We start from the raw sequence: 24510 nt of genomic DNA, 5'->3' as shown, positions 1-24510 counted from the left end.
GGGCACTGCCCGCCCCCTCGTCTTTTTTCCCGTGCACGGCTGACCCGAACCCGCCGGCACCGACGGCATTCCCGTCTCCCGCCGCGTCGGCCCCGCCGCCGCCCACCCGGAAGGACCCGCCATGGTCACCTTCGTCGACCGCGTGACCCTGCACCTGCGTGCGGGCAAGGGCGGCAACGGCTGCGTCTCGGTGCGCCGTGAGAAGTTCAAGCCGCTGGCCGGTCCCGACGGCGGCAACGGCGGCAGCGGCGGCGACGTCGTGCTCGTCGCCGACCCGCAGGTGACGACCCTGCTGTCGTACCACCACTCGCCGCACCGCTCCGCCGGAAACGGCGGGTTCGGCATGGGCGACCACCGCTCGGGCGCCCTGGGCGAGGACCAGGAGCTCCCGGTCCCGCTCGGCACCGTGGTCAAAGACCCCGACGGCAACGTGCTGGTCGACATGCTCACCCCCGGCATGCGCTTCGTCGCCGCTCCCGGCGGCCTGGGCGGACTCGGCAACGCGGCGCTCGCGTCGCCGAAGCGCAAGGCCCCCGGCTTCGCGCTGCTCGGCACCCCGGGCTGGGAGGGCGATGTCGTCCTCGAGCTGAAGACCGTGGCCGACGTGGCCCTGGTCGGCTTCCCGTCGGCCGGCAAGTCGAGCCTCATCGCCGCGGTGTCCGCCGCGCGGCCCAAGATCGCCGACTACCCCTTCACGACCCTCCACCCGAACCTCGGCGTGGTCCAGGCGGGCGACGCCCGCTACACGATCGCCGACGTCCCGGGCCTCATCGAGGGCGCGAGCGAGGGCAAGGGCCTGGGGCTGGAGTTCCTCCGCCACGTCGAGCGCTGCACCGCGCTCGTGCACGTTCTGGACTGCGCCACCCTCGACCCGGGCCGCGACCCGCTGAGCGACCTCGACATCATCCTCGCCGAGCTGGCCGCCTACCCGGTGCCCGAGGGCCAGGTGCCGCTGCTCGAGCGTCCGCAGATCGTCGTGCTGAACAAGATCGACGTCCCCGAGGCGCACGAGCTCGCCGACTTCGTCCGCCCCGACATCGAGGAACGCGGATTCCGCGTCTTCGAGATCTCCACCGTCAGCCGCGCGGGTCTGCGTGAGCTGACCTTCGCGCTCGGCGACATCGTCGAGCAGCACCGGCTCGCCACCATCGAGGACGCTCCGGCCGAGCGGGTCGTCATCCGCCCCAAGGGTGCGGAGAAGGATTTCGAGATCAAGGTCGAGGGCGGCACCTACGGTCCCGTCTACCGCATCCTCGGCGAGAAGCCGGTCAAGTGGGTGCAGCAGACCGACTTCCAGAACGAGGAGGCCGTGGGCTATCTCGCCGATCGCCTCGCGCGCCTCGGCGTCGAAGACGGCCTCTTCCGCGCCGGCGCGGTCGCCGGTGCGACCGTGGTCATCGGCCCCGGCGACGGCATCGTCTTCGACTGGGAGCCCACGCTCACCTCCGCGGCCGAACTCATGACGGCCCCGCGCGGAACCGATCCGCGTCTCGTGCAGAACAGCCGCCGCACCTCCTCCGAGCGTCGCGAGCAGTACCACGAGCGGATGGATGCCAAGGCCGACGCTCGAGCCGAGCTCGAAGCCGAGCGCCGCGCGGCGCGTGCCGCGGGTATCTCGCCCGACGGCGACTCGTCCGCGGTGACGTCGGGGGACGAGGAGCGATGACCGCGACGACACGCTCCGACATCCCCGGCGCCGCCCGCGTCGTGGTGAAGGTCGGATCGTCGTCGATCAGCGGCGACGGTGCTCACCGCATCGACACGATCGTGGAGGCGCTGTCCCGGGCCCACGGTGCCGGGACCGAGGTCGTCCTCGTGTCGTCGGGCGCGATCGCCACCGCCCTGCCCCTGCTCGACCTCGAGGGGCGCCCCAACGACCTCGCGACGCAGCAGGCTGCGGCCGCCGTGGGCCAGAACGTCCTCATGTGGCGGTACCAGACCTCCCTCGACCGCTTCGGCCTGCTCGCGGGCCAGGTGCTGCTGACCGCCGGCGATCTCGAGAACGCCACGCACCGTTCCAACGCGCGTCGCGCCATGGAGCGGCTGCTGGGGCTCGGCATCCTTCCGATCGTCAACGAGAACGACACCGTCGCCACCCACGAGATCCGCTTCGGCGACAACGATCGGCTCGCTGCCCTCGTGGCGCAGCTCATCGGTGCCGACGCGCTGGTGCTCCTGAGCGACATCGAGACGCTCTTCACCCGCCCGCCGAGCGAGCCGGGCGCGCGCGCGATCACCGACGTGGCCTGGGGCGACGACCTGTCCGATTTCGAGTTCGGCGCCGGGGTCGTCAACGGCGTCGGTACCGGGGGAGCGGCGACGAAAGCGTCCGCCGCGAAGCTCGCCTCCACCGCCGGCGTCGGGGTGCTCGTCACGAGCGCCGACCTCGTGGCATCCGCCCTCGCCGGCGAGGCCGTCGGCACGTGGTTCGCCCCGAACCCCGACCCCGTCACCCTGGCAACGGGCCCCGTGGGCGCCGTGAACGCGCCGGTACACTGAGCCCATGACCGTGATCGCCGCCTCCGTCGACGAGCGCCTTCGTCTGGCCAAAGACGCCGCGCGCGAGATCGCGCTGCTCGACTCGGCGCGCAAGAGCGCGTTGCTCATGGGGGTGGCGGGTGCCATCGACGCGGCCTCCGCCGAGATCGTCGCGGCGAACGCCGATGACCTCGAGCGCGGTCGGGCGGATGCCATCGGCGAATCGCTGCTGGATCGGTTGCGGCTCGACCCGGGACGTGTCGCGGCTCTGGCCGCCGCCGTCCGCGAGGTGGCCGAGCTACCCGACCCGGTGGGTCGCGTCCTCGACACGCGGGTCCTGCCCAACGGCCTCTCGCTGCAGAAGGTCGCCGTGCCGTTCGGCGTCGTCGGCTCGATCTATGAGGCCCGCCCCAACGTCACGGTCGACATCGCGTCGCTCGCGCTGCGCTCGGGCAATGCCGTCGTCCTGCGGGGCGGCTCGGCGGCCCGGAGCAGCAACGCCACGCTCGTCCGGGTCATGCGCGACGCGCTGAGCGCGCAGGGCGTCAGCGCCGAGGCGATCCAGAGCGTCGACGATTTCGGGCGCGACGGCGCACGGGCTCTCATGAACGCCCGCGGTCTCGTCGACGTGCTCGTGCCGCGGGGGAGCGCCGCGCTCATCGAGACCGTCGTGACCGAGTCCACCGTCCCCGTCATCGAGACCGGCGCGGGCGTGGTGCACGTCTTCCTCGACGCGACGGCCCGCGACGACTGGGCGCGCGACATCGTCCTCAACGCCAAGGTGCAGCGCCCGAGCGTCTGTAACGCCGTCGAGACCGTCCTCGTTCACCGCGACGCCGCCGACCGTCTGCTGCCCGAGCTGCTGGCATCCCTGTCCGACGCGGGGGTCACCGTGCACGGCGACGACGCCACCCGCGCGCACGACGGCCGCGTCGTGGCCGCCACCGCCGACGACTGGGCGCGCGAATACGGCACGCTCGACCTCGCCGTGCGCGTGGTCGACGATCTCGACGACGCCCTGGCGCACATCCGTCGCTATTCCACCCAGCACACGGAGTCGATCGTCACCGCCGACCAGAGCGCCGCCGATCGCTTCCTGGCCGAGGTCGACTCGGCCGTCGTGCTGGTGAACGCCTCCACACGTTTCACCGACGGAGGCGAGTTCGGCTTCGGAGCCGAGGTCGGCATCTCGACCCAGAAACTGCACGCCCGCGGACCCATGGGCCTCGCCGAGCTGACGAGCACCAAGTGGCTCGGGCGCGGCGACGGCCAGGTGCGCGCCTGACCGCCTAAAATGGCAACGCGCGTCGCGACGCGCGGTTACTTCGAACGGAGCACTGATGACTTTCGTGTCACTTCTCGCCCAGGCCGCTGAAGAGGGCGCCCACCACGGGGGCAACGTCCAGGCCTCGACCTTCTGGTACGGCGTGGTGGCCTTCGTCGTCTTCGTCGCGTTGAGCCTGGTCACGCTGTCGTACCGCAACGTCTCCAACCGTCACGCGCACAAGGCCGAGGCCTACACGCAGAAGCACGGCACGCCCACGCCCGAGGCCCACGGCCACTGAGGGCCACCGTATGTCGGTGACGCGCGCCCCTCGTATCGGGGTCATGGGTGGGACGTTCGATCCCATCCATCACGGTCACCTCGTCGCGGCCAGCGAAGTCGCGCAATCGTTCGATCTCGACGAGGTCGTCTTCGTTCCCACGGGCCGCCCCTGGCAGAAGGACGACGTCACCGAGAGCGAGCACCGCTACCTCATGACGGTGATCGCGACGGCATCCAATCCGCAGTTCACGGTGAGCCGTGTCGACATCGACCGGGCGGGCCCCACCTACACGATCGACACCCTGCGCGACCTGCAGGAGCAGCGCCCCGGCGCCGAGCTCTTCTTCATCACCGGGGCCGACGCGGTCGCGCAGATCCTCAGCTGGCGCAACCACCAGGAGCTGTGGGACCTGGCGCACTTCGTCGCCGTCTCGCGTCCGGGCCACGTGCTCACCACGGAGGGATTGCCCTCCGACAACGTGAGCCAGCTCGAGATCCCGGCGCTGTCGATCTCGTCCACAGACTGCCGCGCTCGTGTGCGCCGAGGACACCCCGTGTGGTACCTCGTGCCCGACGGCGTCGTGCAGTACATCGCGAAGCATCACCTCTACCGGAGTAAGGCATGAGCACTTCCGAGACCCCAGAGACGCCCGCGCTGACCCGTCGTCAGCTGCGCGAGCTGCGCCAGACCGGCGCGACCCCGATCATCCCGCCGCAGCCCGAGGGCGAGCAGTCTCCGGATGCCGCGACCCCGGCATCTGCGGAGGTCATCGATGCGGTCCCCGCCGCCCCGGCCGATGAGGCGGCGGCCGAAGACGCCCCCGCCGGCACAGCCGACGAGGCGGCAACCGATGACGTCCCCGCCGGCGCGGACGGCGCAGAGCAGCTCGCCGAGACGCCCGCCGTCGAATCCTCCGACGACGAGTCCGCCGCCCTCGACGACGTCGAGACCGACGACGCTGCGTCCACCGCGAGCGGCGAGACCGCCGCCGCACCGGCACCGGCCGAACAGCCGGCCGCGCAGGCTCTGCGTCCCGCCGTCTTCGACTCGCCGTTCACCGACACGGGCGCCGAATTCGGTGTGTCGGGTCTCACGCGTCGTCAGGCGCGTGCGCAGGAGAAGATCCGCACGGCGGCGGTTCCGATCATCAGCTCCGACCTGGAGCCCGGGCAGCCTCGTCAGAGCGCGGCATCGGCCCCGGCCGCGGGCGCCCCCGTGTCCCCGGCCATCTTCCGGCCCGCCGCCGCCGACGAGAACGCCACCGCGGTTCCCGAGGAGGCACCGGCCCCGTCGGTCGTCAACCCGGCGCTCGGATCCGACCTGCTCGACGGGCAGACGCCCGACATCAGCCTGCCGGCGTCGTTCGATCAGCTCATCTCGCGCAACACCGGGGCCACCGGCACCGTTTCGACCCCGAACGCGCTCATCCTGTCGCAGACCCCCACCGGCGTCCCGCTGGTCGGTCCGATCAACGGCACGGGCGAGATCATGATCACCGGCACGTTCGAGCTGCCCGAGGGACTCGGTTCCGTCGGCCACGCACCCGGCACCACCGACGGCCGTGACGCCGACGCGGTGCTTCTCGACGGCGAGCTCCCGCCCGCCTCGTCCCCCACGCCGATCGCCGCCAGTGCCGCGATCAGCACCGTCAAGCAACCGGGCGAGATCATTCGCCCCCCGGCGCCCGAGAAGGGGAGCAAGCTCCTCGTCGGCCTCATCATCACGACTGGCGCGCTCGCGCTGGCGGTGGCCGTCACCCTCGTGCTCGCCTTCACGACAGGAGTCTTCCGATGACAGCCACCGACAACGGGCGGGAGATGGCGCAGATCGCCGCCCTCGCCGCCGATTCCAAGAGCGGCGACGACATCGTCGCCCTCGACGTGTCCGAGCCCCTTCCTCTGGTCGACGTGTTCCTGCTCGTCACCGGTCGCAACGAGCGCAACGTCGCCGCGATCGCCGACGAGGTCGAGGAGAAGCTCCTCGAGGCCGGCCACAAGCGGCTGCGCCGCGAGGGCCGTCAGGAGTCGCGCTGGGTCTTGCTCGACTTCGGCGACCTGGTCGTGCACGTGTTCCACGAGGAGGAACGCGTCTATTACGGCCTCGAGCGCCTTTGGAAGGACTGCCCCGTCATCCCGATGGAGCTGCCCGCGCCCGCGAACGCGTCCGAGTAACGCACGCACCCGTGACGCCCCCTGCCGATTGGCGGGGGGCGTTCGTCGTCCGCCGCGCACGCCGGTGGAGAATCGTCGGGGTGCGCGCTCCGCGCGGCGAGCCCGACGAGATCGCGACCATCTGCGCACCTCGGCGTAGCGGGGGAGCAGACTCCCCGCTGCGCGCGGCGAGCCCGGCGAGATCCGCCACCGTCTGCGCACTTCGGCGTAGCGGGGGAGCAGACTCCGCGCTCCGCGCGGCGCGACCGATGAGATCCGCGACCATCTGCGCACCGCGGCTCAGCGGGGGCAGACTTCGCGCGGGGGCGGTACCAGCACCAGGATGCAACGAGAAAGCCCCCGCCGAAGCGGGGGCATTCTCAACCGGGTGGACCTGAGGGGACTCGAACCCCTGACCCCCTGCATGCCATGCAGGTGCGCTACCAGCTGCGCCACAGGCCCGTGTTTTTGTTTTCCGCCCCGTTTGAGGCAACTCCATGAGCTTACAACACGGATCGCAGACGAGGAAAATCGGCGCCGCCGGGCGTGTCGTCGGGCGCCGTCACGGCGTCGAGAAGGCGACGGCGCAGCTCCTGCCCTCGGGCGCTCAGCGCGCGCTGCCGGGTGACGTATTCGGCCTTGCCCTCCGGCGTCTCGATCGCGACGGCGCCGTACCCCCAGTCGGTCAGGTCGTAGGGGGACGCCTCCATGTCGAGGGTGCGGATGTCACGGGCGAGCTCGAACGCGTCGAGGAGGATCGCACCGGGGGTCAGGGGGCCGAGTTTGACCGCCCACTTGTAGACGTCCATACCGGCGTGCAGACACCCCGGCTGCTCCCACGCGACCTGGTCGTCGCGCCGCAGCGGCGAGCGGTTCCGGGGCACGGCGTCGGGCGTGAAGAACCGGAACGCGTCGAAGTGCGTGCACTTCAAATCGTGCGCGTCCACGACGGCGTCGGTGCCGTGCCGGCCCAAGCGCAGCGGCACCGCGTGACGCACCTCGTCGGCGCGGTAGGCCATGGCCCACTCGTGCAGACCGAAGCAGCCGAACTGCGCGGGGCGATCGAGCGTCGCCCGCAGGAGGTTCACGATGCCGCGGTACATCGAGTCCTTGTCGGCGCGGAAACCCGCGGCATCCACTCGCACGTCGTCGCCATCGGCGCGGTACCAGCGCCACGCGGAGCGCTCGGCGGCGTCGCGCAGGACGACGCCGGGACCGGGATGCCACCGCCGCAGGATCGCGGGCTTGTACGAGTAGTACGTGAAGAGGAAGTCCTCGACGGGGTGCTTCTCGCCCCGGCTCGCGCGTGCGCGGTGGGCGGCGGTGAGCGCCTCCGCGCGCGCAGCATGCGCGGAGGCCCGTGGCATCCATTCGTCGCGGGAGAGGACGGCGACGGCATCTACCGTGAGGCTCATTCGACCGGTTCGATGAGCTCGGGGGAGTCGTTGCGCACGTTGCCCACGGCGGACGACACGACGTGATCGTCGAGCGTCTCGGCGACGTCGGGGGCAGCGTCGATCGCGGCATCGAGGATGTCGCCGACGTTCTCGGTCGTCGGGTCGAGCCACGCGTCGGCGACATCGGGGTCCATGAACAGCGGCATGCGGTCGTGGATCGAGCCGAGCCGGCCGATCGAGTCGCGCGTGAGGATCGTGCAGCTGAGCACCCAGCGCGCCGGGTCGTCGTCGGCGCGTGCGGGGTCTTTCCACCACTCGTAGAGCCCGGCGAAGAAGAGAGGCGACCCGTCGGCGGGGTGGATGTAGTGCGGCGTCTTGCCGGCCTCGGTCGTCTTCCACTCGTAGTAGCCGGATGCCGGGACGATGGCGCGTCGCTTGATGAGGGCGTTGCGGAACATCGGCTTGTCTTCGACTTCTTCGCTACGGGCGTTGAAGGCGCGTGCGCCGACCTTCACGTCTTTGGCCCACCCGGGCACGAGACCCCAGCGGGCGACCTCGAGGCGGCGCACCGGCGGCTCGCTCTTGAGCGAGTCGAGCACGATCGCCACCGAAGAGGTGGGGGCGATGTTGTACGACGGCTGGGGCAGCTCGTCGGCCTCGACGTCGACGCGGAGCACCCCCACGAGCTCACTGGCGACATTGGCCACGACGAATCGACCGCACATGCCTCCACCGTACGCGGCCCCTCCGACATCGAGCACTCGCAGGTGCCCGCGGCATCCGGCGGTCAGGCGTCGCGCGAGATGACGCCGACGTCTTCGAGGCGGTCGAGCAGGGCCGCGCCGTCGGAGCCGGTGACCCAGGGAACCTCCGCCGCGGAGTGGTCGTCGACGACGGTTCGACCACCGGCGAGCACGGCCTCGGCAGGCAGCAGACGGCGGATCGCGACCGCCTCGACGTTCTGCGGCCGCTCGATCGCGAAGCCCGTGTAGATCGCGTCGTCGTGCTGGCCGTCGTCGCCGACGAGCAACCACTTCACCTGGGGGAACTCGTCCGCGAGGCGACGCAGGTTGAGCTCCTTGTGGTCGCGGCCGCTGCGGAACCACCGGTCGTGCGTCGGGCCCCAGTCGGTGAGGAGGAAGGAACCCGCCGGGAACAGGTGCCGGCGCATGAACCGCGTGAGCGTCGGCGCGACGTTCCACGCGCCCGTGGAGAGGTAGATCACGGGCGTGCCGGGGTGCTCGCGGGTGAGGCGCTCGAGCATGACCGCCATACCGGGGACGGGCTGCCGCGCGTGCTCGTCGACCACGAAGGAGTTCCACGCCGCCAGCAGCGGACGGGGGAGGGCGGTGACCATGACGGTGTCGTCGATGTCGCTGACGACGCCGAAGCGCACGTCGGAGCCGACGATGAAGACGCGCACCTCCGCCGGGGTGCTGCCCTCGACCGACATCGTCACCGTCTGCCACCCGGGCTTCATCGTGGCGGGCAACTTCGCGTCGATGACGCCTCCGCGGTCGGCGGCGACCTGGTGCGTGACGCCGTCGACGACGACCGTGACGTGCGCGAAACCCACCGGCACGGCCGCGAAGCTGCGCCACCCGCGCAGGCTCTCGAGCTCGCCCGTGGACGTGCGTTTGGTCGGCGGGGCGATGAGGACCCGACCGAGGACGCGCACCCACTCTTCGGTGCCGTAGCCCGGGAAGCCGGTGACGGCGGGACGCAGGCCGCGGGCGCGGGCGCGTCGTTCGCGCCAGCGGTGGAAGCGGCGCTCCAGTCGGGCGAACCAGAGCACTTTGGCGCGAGGATTGCGAGGCATCCGCCTCAGTCTTTCACGTCACCGTCCGCGGATTCGAGGATCTGGTCGTCATCGGCCAGGTGACGACGTTCCATCCGTTCGATGACCTTCTTGCCGACGAACACCAGCACGAGGAAGACGACGAGGATGCCGACGAAGACGTAGCCGGCGTAGTGGATGCGATCGCTGAGCTCGCGGTACGTGCCCGCCGCGCCCGCCGCCACTGTCACGTACAGGCTCGCCCAGACGATGCACGCCGGCGTCGTCCACGCGAGGAAGCGGCGGTAGCTGTAGCCGCTCATGCCCACCGTGAGCGGCACGAGGGAGTGCAGCACGGGGAGGAAGCGCGAGAGGAAGATCGCCGGACCCCCGCGTCGGCGCAGGTAGCGGTCGGCACGGTCCCAGTTGCGCTCGCCCAGCTTCTGCCCGATGCGCGACGCGCGAATGCGCGGGCCGAAGTACCGCCCGAGCCAGAACCCGAAGCTCTCGCCGATGAGCGCGCCCACGACGATCGCCGCGGCCAGCACCACACCCTCCACCGGCGAGGCGACGGCCGTGCCGGCGACGATGACCATCGTGTCGCCCGGGACGATGAGGCCGACCAGCACGCTCGTCTCGAGCATGACCGCGAGACCGGCGATGACCGTGCGCAACACGGGGTCGACGTTCTGGACGACGTCGAGCAGCCACGTGAGGATCTCGTTCACCTCCGTCAGCCTAGAGCCGCGCGCCGCGCCTAGCCTGGGAGCGTGCCCGACTCCGCCTCTCCGTTCACCCGGCACGCCTGGATCGACCCCGAAGCGGCGTTCCTGCACCTCTTCGCGGCGTCCGACCAGGCGTTCTGGCTCGACGCGGGCGTCAACGCCGAGTCGGGGTGGAGCTGGATGGGCGTGGGGACCCCGGTCGCGGAGGCCGGCCCCTCCGGCGTCGATGCGACGCGCACGAGCGCGCCAGACGACGAGGCCGGGGCGTTCCGCGGGGGATGGGTCGGCTGGCGCACCTACGAGGGCGACGGCGCGTGGCTGCGCGTCGACTCTTTCCTGGCGTTCGACCACGTCACCCGTCGTCTCCTCGTCTTCGGCGACGCGGCGACGGCTGAGCGCCTCGCCGCCGTTCCCCCCGCGCAGCCCGTGCCCGACGCGCCGGCGCGGGGTGTGGCATCCGCCCGCGTGTCACCCGAGCGGTACGCCGACCTCATCGAGGCCTGTCGGGAGCGGATCCGCGAGGGCGACGCCTACCAGCTGTGCCTCACCACCCGCTTCACCGTCCCGGGGGCGGTCGACGCGCTCGACGTGTTCCGCCGCCTGCGCCGGGCGTCGGGGTCGCACCACGCCGGGTTCCTCCGCCAGGGCGGTGTCGCCCTCGCGAGCGTGTCGCCCGAGCGCTTCCTCACCGTGCGCGACGGCCACGTGCACACGCACCCCATCAAGGGCACGCGGCGCCGCTCGGCCGACGACGCGATCGATCGGGCCCTCGCCGAGGAGTTGCGGACGGATGCCAAGGAGCGCGCGGAGAACGTCATGATCGTCGACCTCATGCGCAACGACCTCTCGCGCGTGTGCGAGCCGTCGACGGTCGGCGTCGATCGCCTGCTCGAGGTCGAGACGTACCCGAGCGTACACCAACTCGTGAGCGAGGTCTCGGGCCGACTGCTGCCCGGCATCACGCTGGGCGATCTGCTGGCGGCGACCTTTCCGGCGGGGAGCATGACGGGCGCGCCCAAGCGCTCGGCGATGGACATCCTCGCCGGCCTCGAGACGGAACCCCGCGGCGTCTACTCCGGGGCGTTCGGGTGGGTCGGCGACGACGGCTCCGCCGACCTCGCCATGGTGATCCGCAGCGTCGTCGTCGAACCGGATGCCGCCTGGGTCGGCGCCGGCGGCGGCATCACGTGGCGCTCGGTCGCGGCATCCGAGGTCGCCGAAGTGGGCCTCAAGGCGCGCAGCCCGCTCGCCGCCCTCGGGGCTGCGGTGCCGCCCGGGTGGTGACGCGGACTCCGATAGCCTGGGAGTTGGTCCCCGCGGCCTCCCGACCTTCACGATTGGCTTCACCCGTGTCTCAGAACTCCGCAGCAGACCCCCGCGAGGGGGGCTTCGACACCCACGCCATCCAGGCGAAGTGGCAGCAGGCTTGGGCCGAGAGAGACCCCTTCCGCGCCGGTGGCGACGACGACACGCGTCCGCGCAAGTACGTGCTCGCGATGTTCCCCTACCCCTCGGGCGACCTGCACATGGGTCACGCCGAGAACTACCTCTACTCCGACATCGTGGCGCGTTTCTGGCGCCACCGCGGCTACAACGTGCTCAACCCCATCGGGTGGGACTCGTTCGGCCTGCCCGCCGAGAACGCCGCCATCCAGCGCGGTGCCGACCCGGTCGAGTGGACCTACGCGAACATCGCCCAGCAGAAGGAGAGCCTGAAGGACTACGGCGTCTCGTTCGACTGGAGCCGCGTGCTGCACACGAGCGACCCTGAGTACTACCGCTGGAACCAGTGGCTGTTCCAGAAGCTGTACGAGAAGGGCCTCGCCTACCGCAAGGACGCCCTCGTCAACTGGGATCCCGTGGATCAGACCGTGCTCGCCAACGAGCAGGTTCTGCCCGACGGGACGAGCGAGCGCAGCGGCGCGGTCGTGGTGAAGAAGAAGCTGACGCAGTGGTTCCTGCGGATCACCGACTACGCCGACCGCCTGCTCGACGACCTGAACCAGCTCGAGGGCTTCTGGCCGAGCAAGGTCATCCAGATGCAGCGCAACTGGATCGGACGCTCCGTCGGCGCCGACATCGCGTTCGAGATCGAGGGCCGCGCCGACAAGATCACGGTGTTCTCGACGCGCCCCGACACGCTGCACGGTGCGACGTTCTTCGTCGTGGCGCCCGAGTCCGACCTCGCCGCCGAGCTGGCGGCATCCGCTGATCAGGGTGTGCAGGAGACGTTCCGCGCGTACCTCGAGCAGGTGCAGCGCGCGACCGACATCGAACGTCAGGCGACCGACCGCCCCAAGACCGGCGTCTTCCTGGGCCACTACGCGATCAACCCGATCAACGGCGAGAAGCTGCCGATCTGGGCCGCCGACTACGTGCTGGCCGACTACGGTCACGGCGCGGTCATGGCCGTGCCCGCGCACGACCAGCGCGACCTCGACTTCGCCCGCGCGTTCGACCTGCCGGTGAAGGTGGTCGTCGACACCAACGCCCCCGTGACCGGCGCCATCCCCGTGATCGAGCTGGATGCCGACGGCGTGCCGATCGATCCGCTCGGCGACGTCGAGGAGACCGACCCGGTGAAGACCGGTGTCGCGCTGACCGGCGACGGTCGCATGATCAACTCCGGATCGCTGAACGGCCTGAGCAAGCGCAACGCGATCGCGCGCATGATCGAGGAGCTCGAGGCGAAGGGCGTCGGCCGCGCGGCCAAGACGTACCGCCTGCGCGACTGGCTGATCTCGCGCCAGCGATACTGGGGCACGCCCATCCCGATGCTGCACGGAGAGGACGGCTCGATCACGCCGGTCCCCGCCGACCAGCTGCCCGTCCGCCTGCCGTCGGTCGAGGGCCTCGACCTCAAGCCCAAGGGCACCTCGCCGCTGGGCGCCGCGACCGAGTGGGTGCAGGTCACCGACCCCGAGACGGGTCAGACACTGCTGCGCGACCCCGACACGATGGACACCTTCGTCGACAGCTCGTGGTACTACCTGCGCTTCCTCTCGCCGAACAGCGAGACCGAGGCGTTCCCGGCCCGCGAGGCGTCGAAGTGGGGTCCGGTCGACTTCTACATCGGCGGCGTCGAGCACGCGATCCTGCACCTGCTGTACGCCCGCTTCATCACCAAGGCACTGTTCGACATGGGCCTGGTGGAGTTCACCGAGCCGTTCTCGAGCCTGATCAACCAGGGCATGGTCATCCTCGACGGCGCGAAGATGTCGAAGAGCAAGGGCAACGTCGTGCTCTTCCAGGAGGAGCTCAACGCCCACGGCGCCGACGCGCTGCGCGTCGCGCTCGCCTTCGCTGGTCCGGTGGAAGACGACAAGGACTGGAGCGACGTCTCGACCACGGGAGCGGCGAAGTTCCTCGCCCGCGCCCTGCGCATCGCGCACGACGTCGACAGCGAGACCGACGTGGTCTGGGCCGAGGGCGACGCGTCGCTGCGCCGCGTGACCCATCGCCTGCTGGCCGAGGCGCCGAACCTCGTCGAGCAGACGAAGTTCAACGTCGTCGTCGCGCGGCTCATGGAGCTCGTGAACGCCACCCGCAAGGCGATCGACGGGTCCGCGGGGGCGAGCGACCCCGCCGTGCGCGAGGCCGCCGAGGTCATCGCGATGACCCTCGACCTCTTCGCCCCGCACACCGCGGAGGAGATGTGGCAGACGCTCGGCTACGACGGCTTCGTCGGTCTCGCCACCTGGCGCCAGGCCGACCCGACGCTGCTGGTCGAAGACACCGTCACCGCCGTCGTGCAGATCGACGGCAAGGTGCGCGGCACGCTGCAGGTCTCGGCCAAGATCGGCGCCGACGAGCTCGAGAAGCTCGCTCGCGGCGACGACAAGGTGCTGCGCGCGCTCGGCGAGCGCGAGATCGTGCGCGCGGTCGTGCGTCCGCCGAAGGTGGTCAGCTTCTCGACGAAGTGATCGTCGACTCCGGATGCCACGTCCCCGAGCTCTGCGGAGCGGTGCGGGCGTGGCATCCGGGGTTTCGGGGGCCGGGCATGTGCTCGGCGTGGTCGACGCGGGGCGTCAGTCGTCCCGGCGCGAGCGAGGAGTTCGCCGGCATCCATCGGGTCGTGACGCGGCATCGTCAGAGGTCGTGCCTCAGCGACGACGGCGGGTCGGCTCGGGATCGCTGCCTTCCCGCCAGGTTCGTCGTGACTTCTCCCCAGCGGGGGAGCTGAGGGGTTTCGTCCACGGATCCGCCCGCCGCGCCCGCGCGGCCCGGCCGGTCGTGCCTACCGTGAGCGCATGATCGCCCGCTCCTCCGATGCTCCGGATGCCGAGACCCCCGGCGCGCGGCGGAAGATGGGCGTCGGCGCCGTCATCGTGCTGATCCTCGCGGCCTTCGCCATCACGATCGCGACCGGGATGTTCCGCGGAGCGACCGGGGCCGAGACGGTCACACCCGGTCCGTCGCCGTCGCGCAGCGCCGTCGTCCCCGCGCAGACCGGGGTCTATGTGCACGTCGCCGGTGCGGTACACCGCGCGGGGCTGTACCGGCTCGACGCGGGCGGTCGGGTCGCCGACGCCGTCGCGCGAGCCGGCGGGTTCGCGGACGATGCGGACCGCGACGGCGTCAACCTCGCCCGCACCGTCACCGACGGCGAGCAGATCGTCGTTCCCGTGCGCGGCGCCGCGCCGGTGGACGCCGGGTCCGGGAGCGCCGGTGGCGGGGGTGCGGGTAGCGGGGGTGCGAGCGGTGGAAGCCCCCTCATCGATCTCAACACGGCGACGCGGGAACAGCTCGACACCCTTCCGCGCGTGGGCCCGGCGATGGCCGACCGGATCATCGCGTGGCGGCAGGAGAACGGACGATTCACCAGCGTCGACGACCTGCTGTCGGTCCCCGGCATCGGCGACAAGATGCTCGCCGCGATCCGCGACCTGGTGCGGGTGTGAGCGAGCGGAAGGCCTTGCGCCGCCGGTCCTGGCGCGCGGTCGCGGTGGCGGCGGCGACCTGGGCGGCGGCTGCCGCAGCGACCGCCGCACCGGAACCCGGGATCCCCGCCGGCGTGCTCGTGGCCGGCACGGCGTGCGCGGTCGTGCTCCTCGCACGGGTGCGGCATCCGGTCGTGATCGTCACCGCCGTCGCGCTGGCGTGCGGGGGAGCGGCCGCGGGCACGGTTGCGTCGCTCCTGCCGGTGAAGGAGGCCATCGACCACCTGCAGGTGGACGGGGGACGCCACCTGCGCGTCACCGCGACCGTCACCGGTCATCTCGCGCGGAGCGCGAGCGGCGGGGCGTGGCTCGACGCGACGGTCTCGACGGTGGTCGCCGGCGACACGGAAGTGCACGGGTGGATCCCCTCGCGGATCGGTCTCGACGGCGACGGTCTGCGCGACGCGTCGCAGGCGGGTCCCGGCAGCGAGATCGTCGTGGCCGGAACCGCGATGCCCCGCGACCCCGCGGACCGCGCGATCCTGGTTCTCCGCGCGACGGATGTCGAGCGCTCAGCCCCGCCCGAGGGCGTCTGGTCCGTGTTCGAGCAACTGCGAGACGGGCTGGTGGCCTCGACGCGCGGACTACCGCAGCCGGGGGCCGGGCTCGTTCCCGGACTGGCCGTGGGCGACACCTCGGCCCTCGATCCGGCTACCGAAGCCGCCATGAACGCGGCCTCGCTGTCTCACCTCACGGCCGTGTCGGGCGCGAATTGCGCGCTCGTGGTCGGAGCGGCCTTCAGTCTCCTCGCGGCCTGCGGCGCGCGGCGGTGGATCCGCGTGAGCGGCTCGCTGCTGGTTTTGGCCGGGTTCGTCGTGCTCGTCACGCCCGAGCCGAGCGTCGTCCGCGCCGCCGCGATGAGCGCGATCGCCCTCCTCGCCGTCGGGCTCGGACGACCCGCGATCGGCGTGGCCGTGCTCGCTGCGGCGACCACGGTCCTCCTGATCGCCGATCCATGGCTCTGCCGCTCCCTGGGCTTCGCCCTGTCGGCCGCGGCGACGGCAGCCCTGCTCGTCCTGGCGCGGCCGCTCGCCACCGGTCTCGGTCGATGGATGCCGGAACCCCTCGCTCTGGGGCTGGCGGTGCCGACGTCGGCTCAGATCGTCTGCGGGCCGCTCATCGTGCTGATCGACCCCCATGTCCCGCTGCTCGGGGTGGTCGCGAACATCCTCGCCGATCCGGCCGCAGCACCGGCGACGATCCTGGGGGCGCTGGCCTGCATCGCCCCCGTCCCCTGGCTCCGCGACGGTCTGACGGCACTCGCATGGATCCCGGCGGCGTGGATCGCCGCCGTTGCGCGCACCACCGCCGGGATCCCCGCGCAGAACTTGCCCTGGCCGGACGGCATCGGCGGGGCCGGGCTGCTGGCCGTCGTGGGTGCAGCGATCACCGTCGCGATCGCCCGTCCGCGAACGGTGCCGCGCCTGACCGCGACGGCGACGGCGATGGTGGCGGTCCTCGTGGGCGTGACAGGGGCGACGGGCGCCGTCCGCTCCGTGGCCGGGCCGCTGACCGTACCGGCAGCCTGGCAGGTGGCGATGTGCGACGTCGGGCAGGGGGACGCCACGCTGTGGCGATCCGGCTCGGCGGTAGCCCTCGTCGACACCGGACCGGATCCGCAGCCGCTCGCGGAATGCCTGCAGACCCTGGGCATCTCACACCTCGACCTGGTCGTGCTCACGCATTTCGATAAGGACCACGTGGGCGGATCGACCGCGGTGGTGGGGCGGACCTCGCTGGTGATCCACGGTCCGGCGGGGGAGGCAGATGACGAAAGGCTGCTCGACCTCTACGCGGCCGGTGGGGCACGGTTGCTCGCCGCGTCGCTGGGGATGACCGGCGAGGTGGGCGACACACGGTGGCAGGCGCTCGGGCCCCTGCCCGGTATGAAGCCCGGGAACGACGCGAGCGTCGCGATCGACGTCGCGGGGGAGGACTTCCCGCGCACCATCCTGCTCGGTGATCTCGGCGCCGAGCCGCAAGCAGCGTTGATGCGACGCGTCGAGCTGCCACGGGTGGAGATCGTGAAGGTCTCCCATCACGGCAGCGCCGACCAGGATCCGGAGCTCTACCGCCGGTTGCACGCCGCCGTCGGACTGATCGGCGTCGGCGCCGACAACACCTACGGCCACCCGACCGCGCGTCTGCTCGACATCCTTCAGCAGGGGGCGACCGTCGCCGCGCGGACGGACACCGGGGGGCTGCTTGCCGTTTGGCACGATGAGGAGGGGCGGCTCGCGCTGTGGCGGCAGCGTGGCGGATGAGGGGACCGGCATCGGTTCCTCGTGCTGCGCGGCCCCTTTCGCGGCGCGGCCCCCCCCGTACCGAGGTCCGGCACGCGGCACCGTCCTCCCGCTCCACGCTCCGGCGCGCGGCACCGTCCCCCGCTCCAGGATGCGTCTCGCCCGTCGCGAGGCTTCCCGCCCACACCTCCAGCGCGGCGGCCGCCGTTCCCACAAAGCGCCGCAGCATCACGGGCTCGTCGCGCCGAGCGTCTCCGGCCCGACCGCGGTGTCCGAGGCGGTCGGTAGGCTGGGGGAGTGACCCCGGCCCCCCGACGCGCAGCCCCTGCCAAGGCCAAAACGGCGATCCCGCAGGTGTCGTGGCGTGCCCCGCAGCCGGCTCCCATCGTGCTCGTCTCGGGCCCCGAAGAGGTCTGCGCCGAACGCGCCATCGCCGGCATCCGCTCGATGCTCAAGAGCGAAGACCCGAGCCTCGAGGTCACCGACATCCGCGCCGACGACTACGCCGCCGGAACGCTGCTCTCCGTCACGTCGCCGTCGCTGTTCGGCGAACCGCGCCTCGTCCGCGTGAGCGGGGTCGAGAAGTGCAGCGACACGTTCCTCACCGAGGCCGTGTCGTACCTCTCGCAGACGCAGGAGGGTGCCACGGTCGTCCTCCGCCACACCGGCGCGAGCGTCCGCGGCAAGAAGCTCCTCGACGGCATCCGCGCGGGCCAGGGGAGCGGTATCGAGATCGCGTGCCCCGCGGTCAAGCGCGACTCCGACCGCTTCGACTTCGCGGTCGGCGAGTTCAAGGCCGCTCAGAAGCGCATCGCGCCGGTCGCGCTGCGCTCGCTCGTCTCGGCGTTCGCCGACGACCTCACCGAGCTCGCCGCCGCGTGCCAGCAGCTCATCGCCGACGTCCCGGGCGACATCGACGAGCGCATCGTCGAGCGCTATTACGGGGGCCGCGTCGAGACCTCCGCCTTCACCGTGGCCGACACGGCCATCGCCGGGCAGTACGGCCCCGCCCTCCTCGCGCTGCGCCACGCCCTGGCATCCGGAGCCGACCCCGTACCCCTGGTCGCCGCCGTCGCGATGAAGCTGCGCACGATGGCCCGCGTCGCGGGCACGCGCGAGTCGTCGTCGGCCACCGCGCAGCGCCTCGGCATGAAGGACTGGCAGGTCGACCGCGCGCGACGCGACCTGGTCGGCTGGACCGGCAACACGCTCGGCATGGCGATCCACGCCACGGCGCGAGCCGACGCCGAGGTGAAGGGCGCCTCACGCGACCCCGTCTTCGCGCTCGAGCGCATGATCACGATCATCGCCACCCGCGCGCCGTACGGCGACTGACGCGGCGCGCGGGCACAGCAAGGCGCCTCCGACATCGGGCGGTGCTATGGGGCACCGTCCCAGAACAGGATCAATCCGGCCGGGGCGCCCCCGTCACGGAAAGGTCCCCGTCCTCGAGTGCGCGCCTCATCGGCATCCGCTCATTCCCGCGTGAGGTGCCGCGCCAGGAACGTCGCCGCCCGGAGCGTGAGCCGAGGCTCCGCCCGCCGCAGGTCGCGAATCACGACGACCTCATCATCGTCCGGCGAGGCCACCGCCCGTGCCCACCGGAGCGCCGATTCCGGAGGCTGGCCGCCCGCCGGGATCTCGCCGCTGAAGAGGCCCACGAGCCGTGCCCGGGGATCCTCCCGATCACCGAAGACCTTCGCCGCGCGTTCGCTCTGCATGCTGCACCTCCTGGCATCCACGCTACGAAGGCCGAGCGGCGGGTGCCTCCGCCGCGCGGGGGAGATCACGGGCGTCCGAGCCTCGCCCACCCCGGAAACGACGAAGCCCGCCCCGCCGAGGCGGGACGGGCTGTCGAAACGGCTGCGGCTCAGAGAGCGTTGACCTGCTTCGCGATGGCCGACTTGCGGTTCGCGGCCTGGTTCTGGTGGATGACACCCTTGCTCACGGCCTTGTCGAGCTTCTTGCCGGCGAGGACGAGCGCCTTCTCGGCGGCTTCCTTGTCACCGGCGAGGACGGCCTCGCGCGTACGACGCACGTGCGTCTTCAGCTCGCTCTTGACGGCCTTGTTGCGCTCGTGCGCCTTCTCGTTGGTCTTGTTGCGCTTGATCTGCGACTTGATGTTCGCCACGTCGACGGTCTTTCGTTTGAGTGAATGTTGGAAGTGCCGGTCAAGCGGTAGAGGGGCGCTGCACCGGCGATCGTGGAGGTCGGGAAAAACCCCACACGCAAGCCAAGAGTCGAGTCTAACAGGTCGAGGTCTCGACCGTGGTGAGCGCCACCTCCAGCAGCGCGTTGAACACGCGCGGCCGCATGGCCGTGACGAGGTGGGTCGTGCGCGGGACGACGATCAACTCGGCATCCTTCGCGATCGACGTGAACAGCTTCTCGTTCACGCGCAGCTGGTCCCACTGTCCGTTGATGAACCACAGCGGTACCTCGATGCGCCGCAGCGCCGCGAGCAGGTCCAGCACCGACAGCGAGGCGAGCGCGGTGTCCTGCGCGTCGAACGCGTAGCCGCCGGCGCCGAAATCCGGCCGCGTCTCGGCCGGGAGCGTGCGATCCAGCACCCGGTTGGTCAGCCCCAGGCCGCGGTCGGGGAGGCTGTCGAACCGCCGCGCAAGGAAGCGGTAGGCCGCGAGCCCCACGCCGCGCGGGATCGACGTGCAGGATGCCGCGACGAACGCCGCGACGGGCGGCGGGTCCTCCCGCCCGACGTACTCGATCGACAGCAGCCCGCCCATCGAATGGCCCACGAGCAGCACGGGACCGCGGGTCGCGGCATCCTGGACCGCCCGGTCGATCGTCGCGAAGGCCTCGTCGAGCGTGAACTCCTCGCCGCGGCGCGTGCCGTGCCCCGGGAGGTCGACGGCGGTCACCGGATTGCCGCGCTGCTCGAGGTACGCGATCTGCGCACGCCACATGGTCGCCGACGTGCGGATGCCGTGCACGAGCACGACCTGGACCGCCATGGCCTCCATGCTACGAGCGCAGGACTCGGCCGAGCCCGGCCGCTCCGGGCTGCCCGCGTCCAGAGCGCGCGACCTGGGCCACGAACCACGCGATCTCAGGCGCAGTGAGCGGCGGTGGAGGCGGAGGATGCCGGGATCGGGCACCTTCGCGGACGGCGATGTCGGCGCACCACCGTAGAATCGTCGGAACATGTCACCGCGCGCCCTGAAGCCCCTCGAGCCGTCCGCCACCCCGCCGGCGCAGATCCGCAACTTCTGCATCATCGCCCACATCGACCACGGCAAGTCGACGTTGGCCGACCGCATGCTGCAGATCACCGGCGTGGTCGCCGATCGCGACATGCGCGCGCAGTACCTCGACCGCATGGACATCGAGCGCGAGCGCGGCATCACCATCAAGTCGCAGGCCGTTCGGATGCCGTGGTCCACCGCCGACGGCACGTTCGCCCTCAACATGATCGACACGCCCGGTCACGTCGACTTCACGTACGAGGTCAGCCGCTCGCTCGCCGCATGCGAGGGCGCGATCCTCCTCGTCGACGCCGCTCAGGGCATCGAAGCCCAGACGCTCGCGAACCTCTACCTCGCGCTCGAGAACGATCTGACGATCATCCCGGTGCTCAACAAGATCGACCTCCCCGCCGCCGACCCCGACAAGTACGCGGCCGAGCTCGCCGGTCTCATCGGCGGCGATCCCGCCGACGTGCTGCGCGTCAGCGGCAAGACGGGAATGGGCGTTGAGGAGCTGCTCGACCTCATCGTCGAGAAGATCCCCGCCCCGGTCGGGGAGGCCGACGCCCCGGCCCGCGCGATGATCTTCGACTCGGTGTACGACGCGTACCGCGGCGTCGTCACCTACGTCCGCATGATCGACGGCGCGCTGCAGCCGCGCGAGCGCCTGCAGATGATGTCGACCGGCGCAACGCACGAGGCCCTCGAGATCGGCGTCTCGAGCCCCGAACCGATCCCGACCAAGGGGCTCGGCGTCGGCGAGGTCGGCTACCTCATCACGGGCGTGAAAGACGTGCGCCAGTCGAAGGTCGGCGACACGATCACGACGCATCGCAAGCCCGCCACCGAAGCACTCGCCGGGTACACCGACCCGAAGCCCATGGTCTTCTCGGGCATCTACCCGATCGACGGCAGCGACTACGCCGAGCTGCGCGAAGCCCTCGACAAGCTCAAGCTCTCCGACGCCTCGCTGCAGTACGAGCCCGAGACCTCGGTCGCCCTCGGCTTCGGCTTCCGCTGCGGCTTCCTCGGCCTGCTGCACCTCGAGATCATCACCGAGCGCCTCTCGCGCGAGTTTGGCCTCGACCTCATCACCACGGCGCCGTCGGTGACGTACGAGGTCACCACCGACACCGGTGAGACGGTCTCGGTCACCAACCCCAGCGAATACCCCGACGGGCGCGTCGCCTCGGTGTCGGAGCCGATCGTCAAGGTCGGCATCCTGCTGCCGAAGGACTACGTCGGCACGGTCATGGAGCTGTGCCAGTCGCGCCGCGGCACCCTGCTCGGCATGGACTACCTCAGCGAGGACCGCGTCGAGCTGCGCTACAACATGCCGCTCGGCGAGATCGTGTTCGACTTCTTCGACCACCTCAAGTCGCGCACGCAGGGCTACGCGAGCCTCGACTACGAACCCGCCGGGTCGCAGACCGCCGACCTCGTCAAGGTCGACATCCTGCTCCAGGGCGACAAGGTCGACGCGTTCAGCTCGATCGTGCACCGTGAGAAGGCCTACAGCTACGGCACCATGATGGCCGAGCGTCTGCGCAAGCTCATCCCGCGCCAGCAGTTCGAGGTGCCCATCCAGGCTGCGATCGGCGCCCGCATCATCGCGCGCGAGACCATCCGCGCGATCCGCAAGGACGTGCTCGCGAAGTGCTACGGCGGTGACATCACCCGAAAGCGCAAGCTCCTCGAAAAGCAGAAAGAGGGCAAGAAGCGCATGAAGATGGTCGGTCGCGTCGAGGTCCCCCAAGAGGCGTTCATCGCCGCGCTCTCCGGCGACGTCGAGGCCAAGAAGTAACGACCCACCCATCCGCCCCATCGAAAGGGAAGATCATGCGCCGGCAGAACTTCACGGACGACACGGTCGATTACGCGGCAGTCGGAGCCACGCAGGCCCACGATCTCATGCAGTACCCGCCCGAGAACTCGGTGCCCGCCGAAGACGCGTGGCGCATCGGCAGCGGTGAGGAGCGCTTCGCCGCCGCCACGGAGCTCCTGCTGTCGTGGGCCCCGCTGCGCGTCGCCGAACTCAGCATCAGCGACGTGCGACCGGCCTCCAACGCCGGGTACTCCGGCGTCGGCTTCGACGCCGACGGCGCCCCGGTCGCCCCGAGCAGTCTCGAGGCCGAGCAACGTTTCGCCGCGGACGGCACCCCGTTCGTCAGCCCCGGTACGGGTGTCCGCCTGCACGGCAAGGTCGACGGTCACCGCGCCGACGCCGAACTGCGCGTCATCTCGGTCTTCGAAGAACCGCGCCGCGTCGGCTTCATCCTCGGCACGGTGGGGCACTCCATCGTGAGCGGTGAGGAGCTGTTCGCCCTCGAGTGGCGCGAGAACGATGAGGTGTGGTTCGTCGTGCGCGCGTTCGACCGACCCACCGCCCCGTCGTATCGTCTCTTCACCAGTCGCGTCCGGCGCCGGCGCAAGGCGTTGTTCGCGCGGTACCTGCGCGCGATCTCGCCGCTGTACTCGTCCTGATGGGCGGGCCCCTGCCACTCGGCGACCCCGCGCCGGTCGACGGACGCCTGCCCGACGACCTCGTCATCGACCCCTCCGCCGACTTCGGCGTATACCTGCACGTGCCGTTCTGCCGGGTGCGCTGCGGCTACTGCGACTTCAATACCTACACCGCGAGCGAGCTGCGCGGGGCACGGCAGGACGACTTCGCCGACACCCTGACCACCGAGGTGCGCCTCGCGGGTGCAGTGATGGATGCCGCGGGCGGTCGGCGCACGGCATCCACGGTGTTCTTCGGGGGCGGGACGCCGACGCTGCTGCCGCCGGGCGACCTCGCCCGCATGCTCTCCGCGGTGCGCGACGAGTTCGGCATCGCCGAGGGCGCCGAGGTGACGGTCGAGGCGAACCCCGACACCGTCGACGACGCCACGGCCGAGACCCTCGCCGCCGCCGGGGTGACGCGCCTGTCGATCGGCATGCAGTCGGCCCGGCCGCACGTGCTCGCTGCCCTCGACCGCACCCACGACCCGCTCAACGTCGCGACCGCGGTCGCCGCCGCGCGCCGCGCCGGTCTCGACGTCTCGGTCGACTTGATCTACGGCGCACCCGGGGAGTCGATCGACGACTGGCGCGCCTCGCTCGAGGCGGCCACCGCCCTCGAACCCGATCACGTCTCGGCCTATGCGCTCATCGTCGAGGACGGCACGAAGCTCGCCCGGCAGATCCGTTCCGGCGCGGTCGAGATGCCCGACGACGATCTGCAAGCCGACATGTACGAGCTGGCCGACGACCTGCTCGCCGCCGCCGGCTACGACTGGTACGAGGTCTCGAACTGGTCGCGGGGCGTGGACCATCGTTCACGTCACAATCTCGCCTATTGGCGCGGCACCGATTGGTGGGGCTTCGGTCCGGGGGCGCACAGTCACGTGGCGGGCCTGCGCTGGTGGAACGTCAAGCACCCCGCCGCCTACGCCCAGCGCCTCGCCGCAGACGAGTCGCCGGCTGCGGCTCGTGAACGGCCCGACGAGACCGCGCGCCGGCTGGAGTCGGTGCTCCTGCGCAGCCGCATCCGCGAGGGGCTGGCGGTGTCGGAGATCCTCGGCGAAGGCCGCAAGGCTGTGGCATCCCTCATCGCCGACGGGCTCATCGAGGGCCCGGATGCCGTGCGCGGGCGCATCGTGCTGACCCGCCGCGGGCGCCTGCTGGCGGATGCCGTGGTGCGGGCGCTGACGGCCTGATCGACGCCGAGAGATCCACCCGTTGGATCTGTGTCTCCCCGAGCGGACGGCGCACGTGGGTGACGGTGCCTCGCGCATCCCGGCATCCCCGGTATTTATTCAGCCCGCGCATCCCGGCTCACCGGCATCCCGGTAGCCGGGCGCCCCGGCATCCCGGCATCCCGGCATCCCGGCATCCCGGTGACCACCGACAGCCCGGCGCATGCCGCATCCCCAACGAGAAACGCCGATCCGTGCGAGACACTGCGCGACGGAGCGTGTTTCGCACGAATCAGCGTTTATCGCCCGGGCTGGATGGGGGCGCCACGGGCGCCACGCGAGCCGCTCGGCGCGCGAGCGGGTCGGGCGT

General features: G+C 71.2%; 22 protein-coding genes and 1 tRNA gene. 15 read left to right on the top strand and 8 right to left on the bottom strand.

Annotated elements, in window-relative coordinates; all coding sequences use genetic code 11:
• Positions 1-121: 121 nt before the first annotated feature.
• From obgE to rsfS, 7 genes are read left to right on the top strand one after another with little or no spacing between them, the layout of a single operon-like run.
• Positions 122-1666, top strand: a complete 1545-nt coding sequence (obgE, locus tag B0B15_RS10450) for a GTPase ObgE (protein ID WP_076675828.1) — start codon at positions 122-124, stop codon at positions 1664-1666.
• Positions 1663-2499 carry a glutamate 5-kinase gene (gene proB, locus B0B15_RS10445; RefSeq protein ID WP_076675827.1) on the top strand — a complete coding sequence of 279 codons (837 nt, stop codon included), beginning with the start codon at positions 1663-1665 and terminating at the stop codon, positions 2497-2499. The genes obgE and proB overlap by 4 nt, the downstream gene beginning before the upstream one ends.
• Before the next feature lie 4 nt (positions 2500-2503).
• Positions 2504-3763: a glutamate-5-semialdehyde dehydrogenase gene (locus tag B0B15_RS10440; protein WP_076675826.1), complete on the top strand. Its 1260-nt coding sequence runs from the start codon at positions 2504-2506 to the stop codon at positions 3761-3763.
• 55 nt (positions 3764-3818) lie between these two features.
• Complete coding sequence (locus tag B0B15_RS10435) at positions 3819-4043, top strand: hypothetical protein (RefSeq protein ID WP_076675817.1); 225 nt, start codon at positions 3819-3821, stop codon at positions 4041-4043.
• A 10-nt stretch (positions 4044-4053) separates the two neighbouring features.
• A complete protein-coding gene (gene nadD, locus B0B15_RS10430) occupies positions 4054-4650 on the top strand; it encodes a nicotinate-nucleotide adenylyltransferase (RefSeq protein WP_076675816.1) in 597 nt (198 codons plus the stop codon).
• Positions 4647-5819, top strand: coding sequence for a hypothetical protein (locus B0B15_RS10425; RefSeq protein ID WP_076675815.1), 1173 nt, complete (start codon positions 4647-4649; stop codon positions 5817-5819). The genes nadD and B0B15_RS10425 overlap by 4 nt, the downstream gene beginning before the upstream one ends.
• Complete coding sequence (rsfS, locus tag B0B15_RS10420) at positions 5816-6196, top strand: ribosome silencing factor (protein WP_076675813.1); 381 nt, start codon at positions 5816-5818, stop codon at positions 6194-6196. Before B0B15_RS10425 ends, rsfS begins: the two co-directional genes overlap by 4 nt.
• Positions 6197-6564: 368 nt before the next feature.
• On the opposite strand, the gene B0B15_RS10415 is transcribed toward rsfS, so the two are convergent.
• From B0B15_RS10415 to B0B15_RS10395, 5 genes are all read right to left on the bottom strand, one after another.
• Positions 6565-6637 (bottom strand) — tRNA-Ala (locus B0B15_RS10415).
• A 41-nt stretch (positions 6638-6678) separates the two neighbouring features.
• Positions 6679-7590: a 3-methyladenine DNA glycosylase gene (locus B0B15_RS10410; protein WP_076675811.1), complete on the bottom strand. Its 912-nt coding sequence runs from the start codon at positions 7588-7590 to the stop codon at positions 6679-6681.
• Positions 7587-8297, bottom strand: a complete 711-nt coding sequence (locus tag B0B15_RS10405; RefSeq protein WP_076675809.1) for an SOS response-associated peptidase — start codon at positions 8295-8297, stop codon at positions 7587-7589. The genes B0B15_RS10410 and B0B15_RS10405 overlap by 4 nt, the downstream gene beginning before the upstream one ends.
• 62 nt (positions 8298-8359) lie before the next feature.
• The gene (locus B0B15_RS10400) at positions 8360-9391 is read right to left on the bottom strand and encodes an App1 family protein phosphatidate phosphatase (RefSeq protein ID WP_076675807.1); all 1032 of its coding nucleotides are present in this window, start codon (positions 9389-9391) and stop codon (positions 8360-8362) included.
• 5 nt (positions 9392-9396) lie between these two features.
• A complete protein-coding gene (locus B0B15_RS10395) occupies positions 9397-10077 on the bottom strand; it encodes a DedA family protein (RefSeq protein WP_076675805.1) in 681 nt (226 codons plus the stop codon).
• A gap of 42 nt (positions 10078-10119) precedes the next feature.
• Between B0B15_RS10395 and B0B15_RS10390 the strand changes: the two genes are divergently transcribed.
• From B0B15_RS10390 to holA, 5 genes are all read left to right on the top strand, one after another.
• A complete protein-coding gene (locus B0B15_RS10390; protein WP_076675803.1) occupies positions 10120-11358 on the top strand; it encodes an anthranilate synthase component I family protein in 1239 nt (412 codons plus the stop codon).
• 65 nt (positions 11359-11423) lie between these two features.
• Positions 11424-13997, top strand: coding sequence for a leucine--tRNA ligase (leuS, locus tag B0B15_RS10385; RefSeq protein ID WP_176776618.1), 2574 nt, complete (start codon positions 11424-11426; stop codon positions 13995-13997).
• 327 nt (positions 13998-14324) lie between these two features.
• Positions 14325-14975: a helix-hairpin-helix domain-containing protein gene (locus tag B0B15_RS10380; protein WP_076675799.1), complete on the top strand. Its 651-nt coding sequence runs from the start codon at positions 14325-14327 to the stop codon at positions 14973-14975.
• On the top strand, positions 14972-17278 hold the full coding sequence (locus B0B15_RS10375) for a ComEC/Rec2 family competence protein (RefSeq protein WP_076675797.1): 2307 nt from the start codon (positions 14972-14974) through the stop codon (positions 17276-17278). The genes B0B15_RS10380 and B0B15_RS10375 overlap by 4 nt, the downstream gene beginning before the upstream one ends.
• Positions 17279-17554: 276 nt before the next feature.
• The gene (gene holA, locus B0B15_RS10370; RefSeq protein ID WP_076675795.1) at positions 17555-18592 is read left to right on the top strand and encodes a DNA polymerase III subunit delta; all 1038 of its coding nucleotides are present in this window, start codon (positions 17555-17557) and stop codon (positions 18590-18592) included.
• Positions 18593-18732: 140 nt separating this feature from the next.
• Here the strand turns inward: holA and B0B15_RS10365 are convergent, their stop codons facing one another.
• The 3 genes from B0B15_RS10365 to B0B15_RS10355 form a co-directional block, all read right to left on the bottom strand.
• Positions 18733-18978: a hypothetical protein gene (locus B0B15_RS10365; RefSeq protein WP_076675793.1), complete on the bottom strand. Its 246-nt coding sequence runs from the start codon at positions 18976-18978 to the stop codon at positions 18733-18735.
• A 149-nt stretch (positions 18979-19127) separates the two neighbouring features.
• Positions 19128-19388: a 30S ribosomal protein S20 gene (gene rpsT / locus B0B15_RS10360; protein WP_076675791.1), complete on the bottom strand. Its 261-nt coding sequence runs from the start codon at positions 19386-19388 to the stop codon at positions 19128-19130.
• Positions 19389-19503: 115 nt separating this feature from the next.
• Positions 19504-20229 (bottom strand): alpha/beta fold hydrolase, encoded by a 726-nt coding sequence (locus B0B15_RS10355; protein ID WP_076675789.1) that lies wholly within the window; start codon positions 20227-20229, stop codon positions 19504-19506.
• A 190-nt stretch (positions 20230-20419) separates the two neighbouring features.
• On the opposite strand from B0B15_RS10355, the gene lepA reads away from it, so the two are divergent.
• Genes lepA through hemW form a run of 3 tightly spaced genes read left to right on the top strand, consistent with a single transcriptional unit; the run spans position 20420 to position 24161 of the window.
• Positions 20420-22264 carry a translation elongation factor 4 gene (gene lepA / locus B0B15_RS10350; protein WP_076675787.1) on the top strand — a complete coding sequence of 615 codons (1845 nt, stop codon included), beginning with the start codon at positions 20420-20422 and terminating at the stop codon, positions 22262-22264.
• A 35-nt stretch (positions 22265-22299) separates the two neighbouring features.
• Entirely contained in the window at positions 22300-22944 is a 645-nt protein-coding gene (locus tag B0B15_RS10345) for a DUF1990 domain-containing protein (RefSeq protein WP_076675784.1), read from the top strand.
• Entirely contained in the window at positions 22944-24161 is a 1218-nt protein-coding gene (hemW, locus tag B0B15_RS10340) for a radical SAM family heme chaperone HemW (RefSeq protein WP_076675782.1), read from the top strand. Before B0B15_RS10345 ends, hemW begins: the two co-directional genes overlap by 1 nt.
• Positions 24162-24510 lie beyond the last annotated feature (349 nt).

The organism is Microbacterium sp. RU1D, assembly GCF_900156435.1.
Taxonomy (GTDB): Bacteria; Actinomycetota; Actinomycetes; order Actinomycetales; family Microbacteriaceae; genus Microbacterium.
This window is presented reverse-complemented; position numbering and strand designations above follow the sequence as displayed.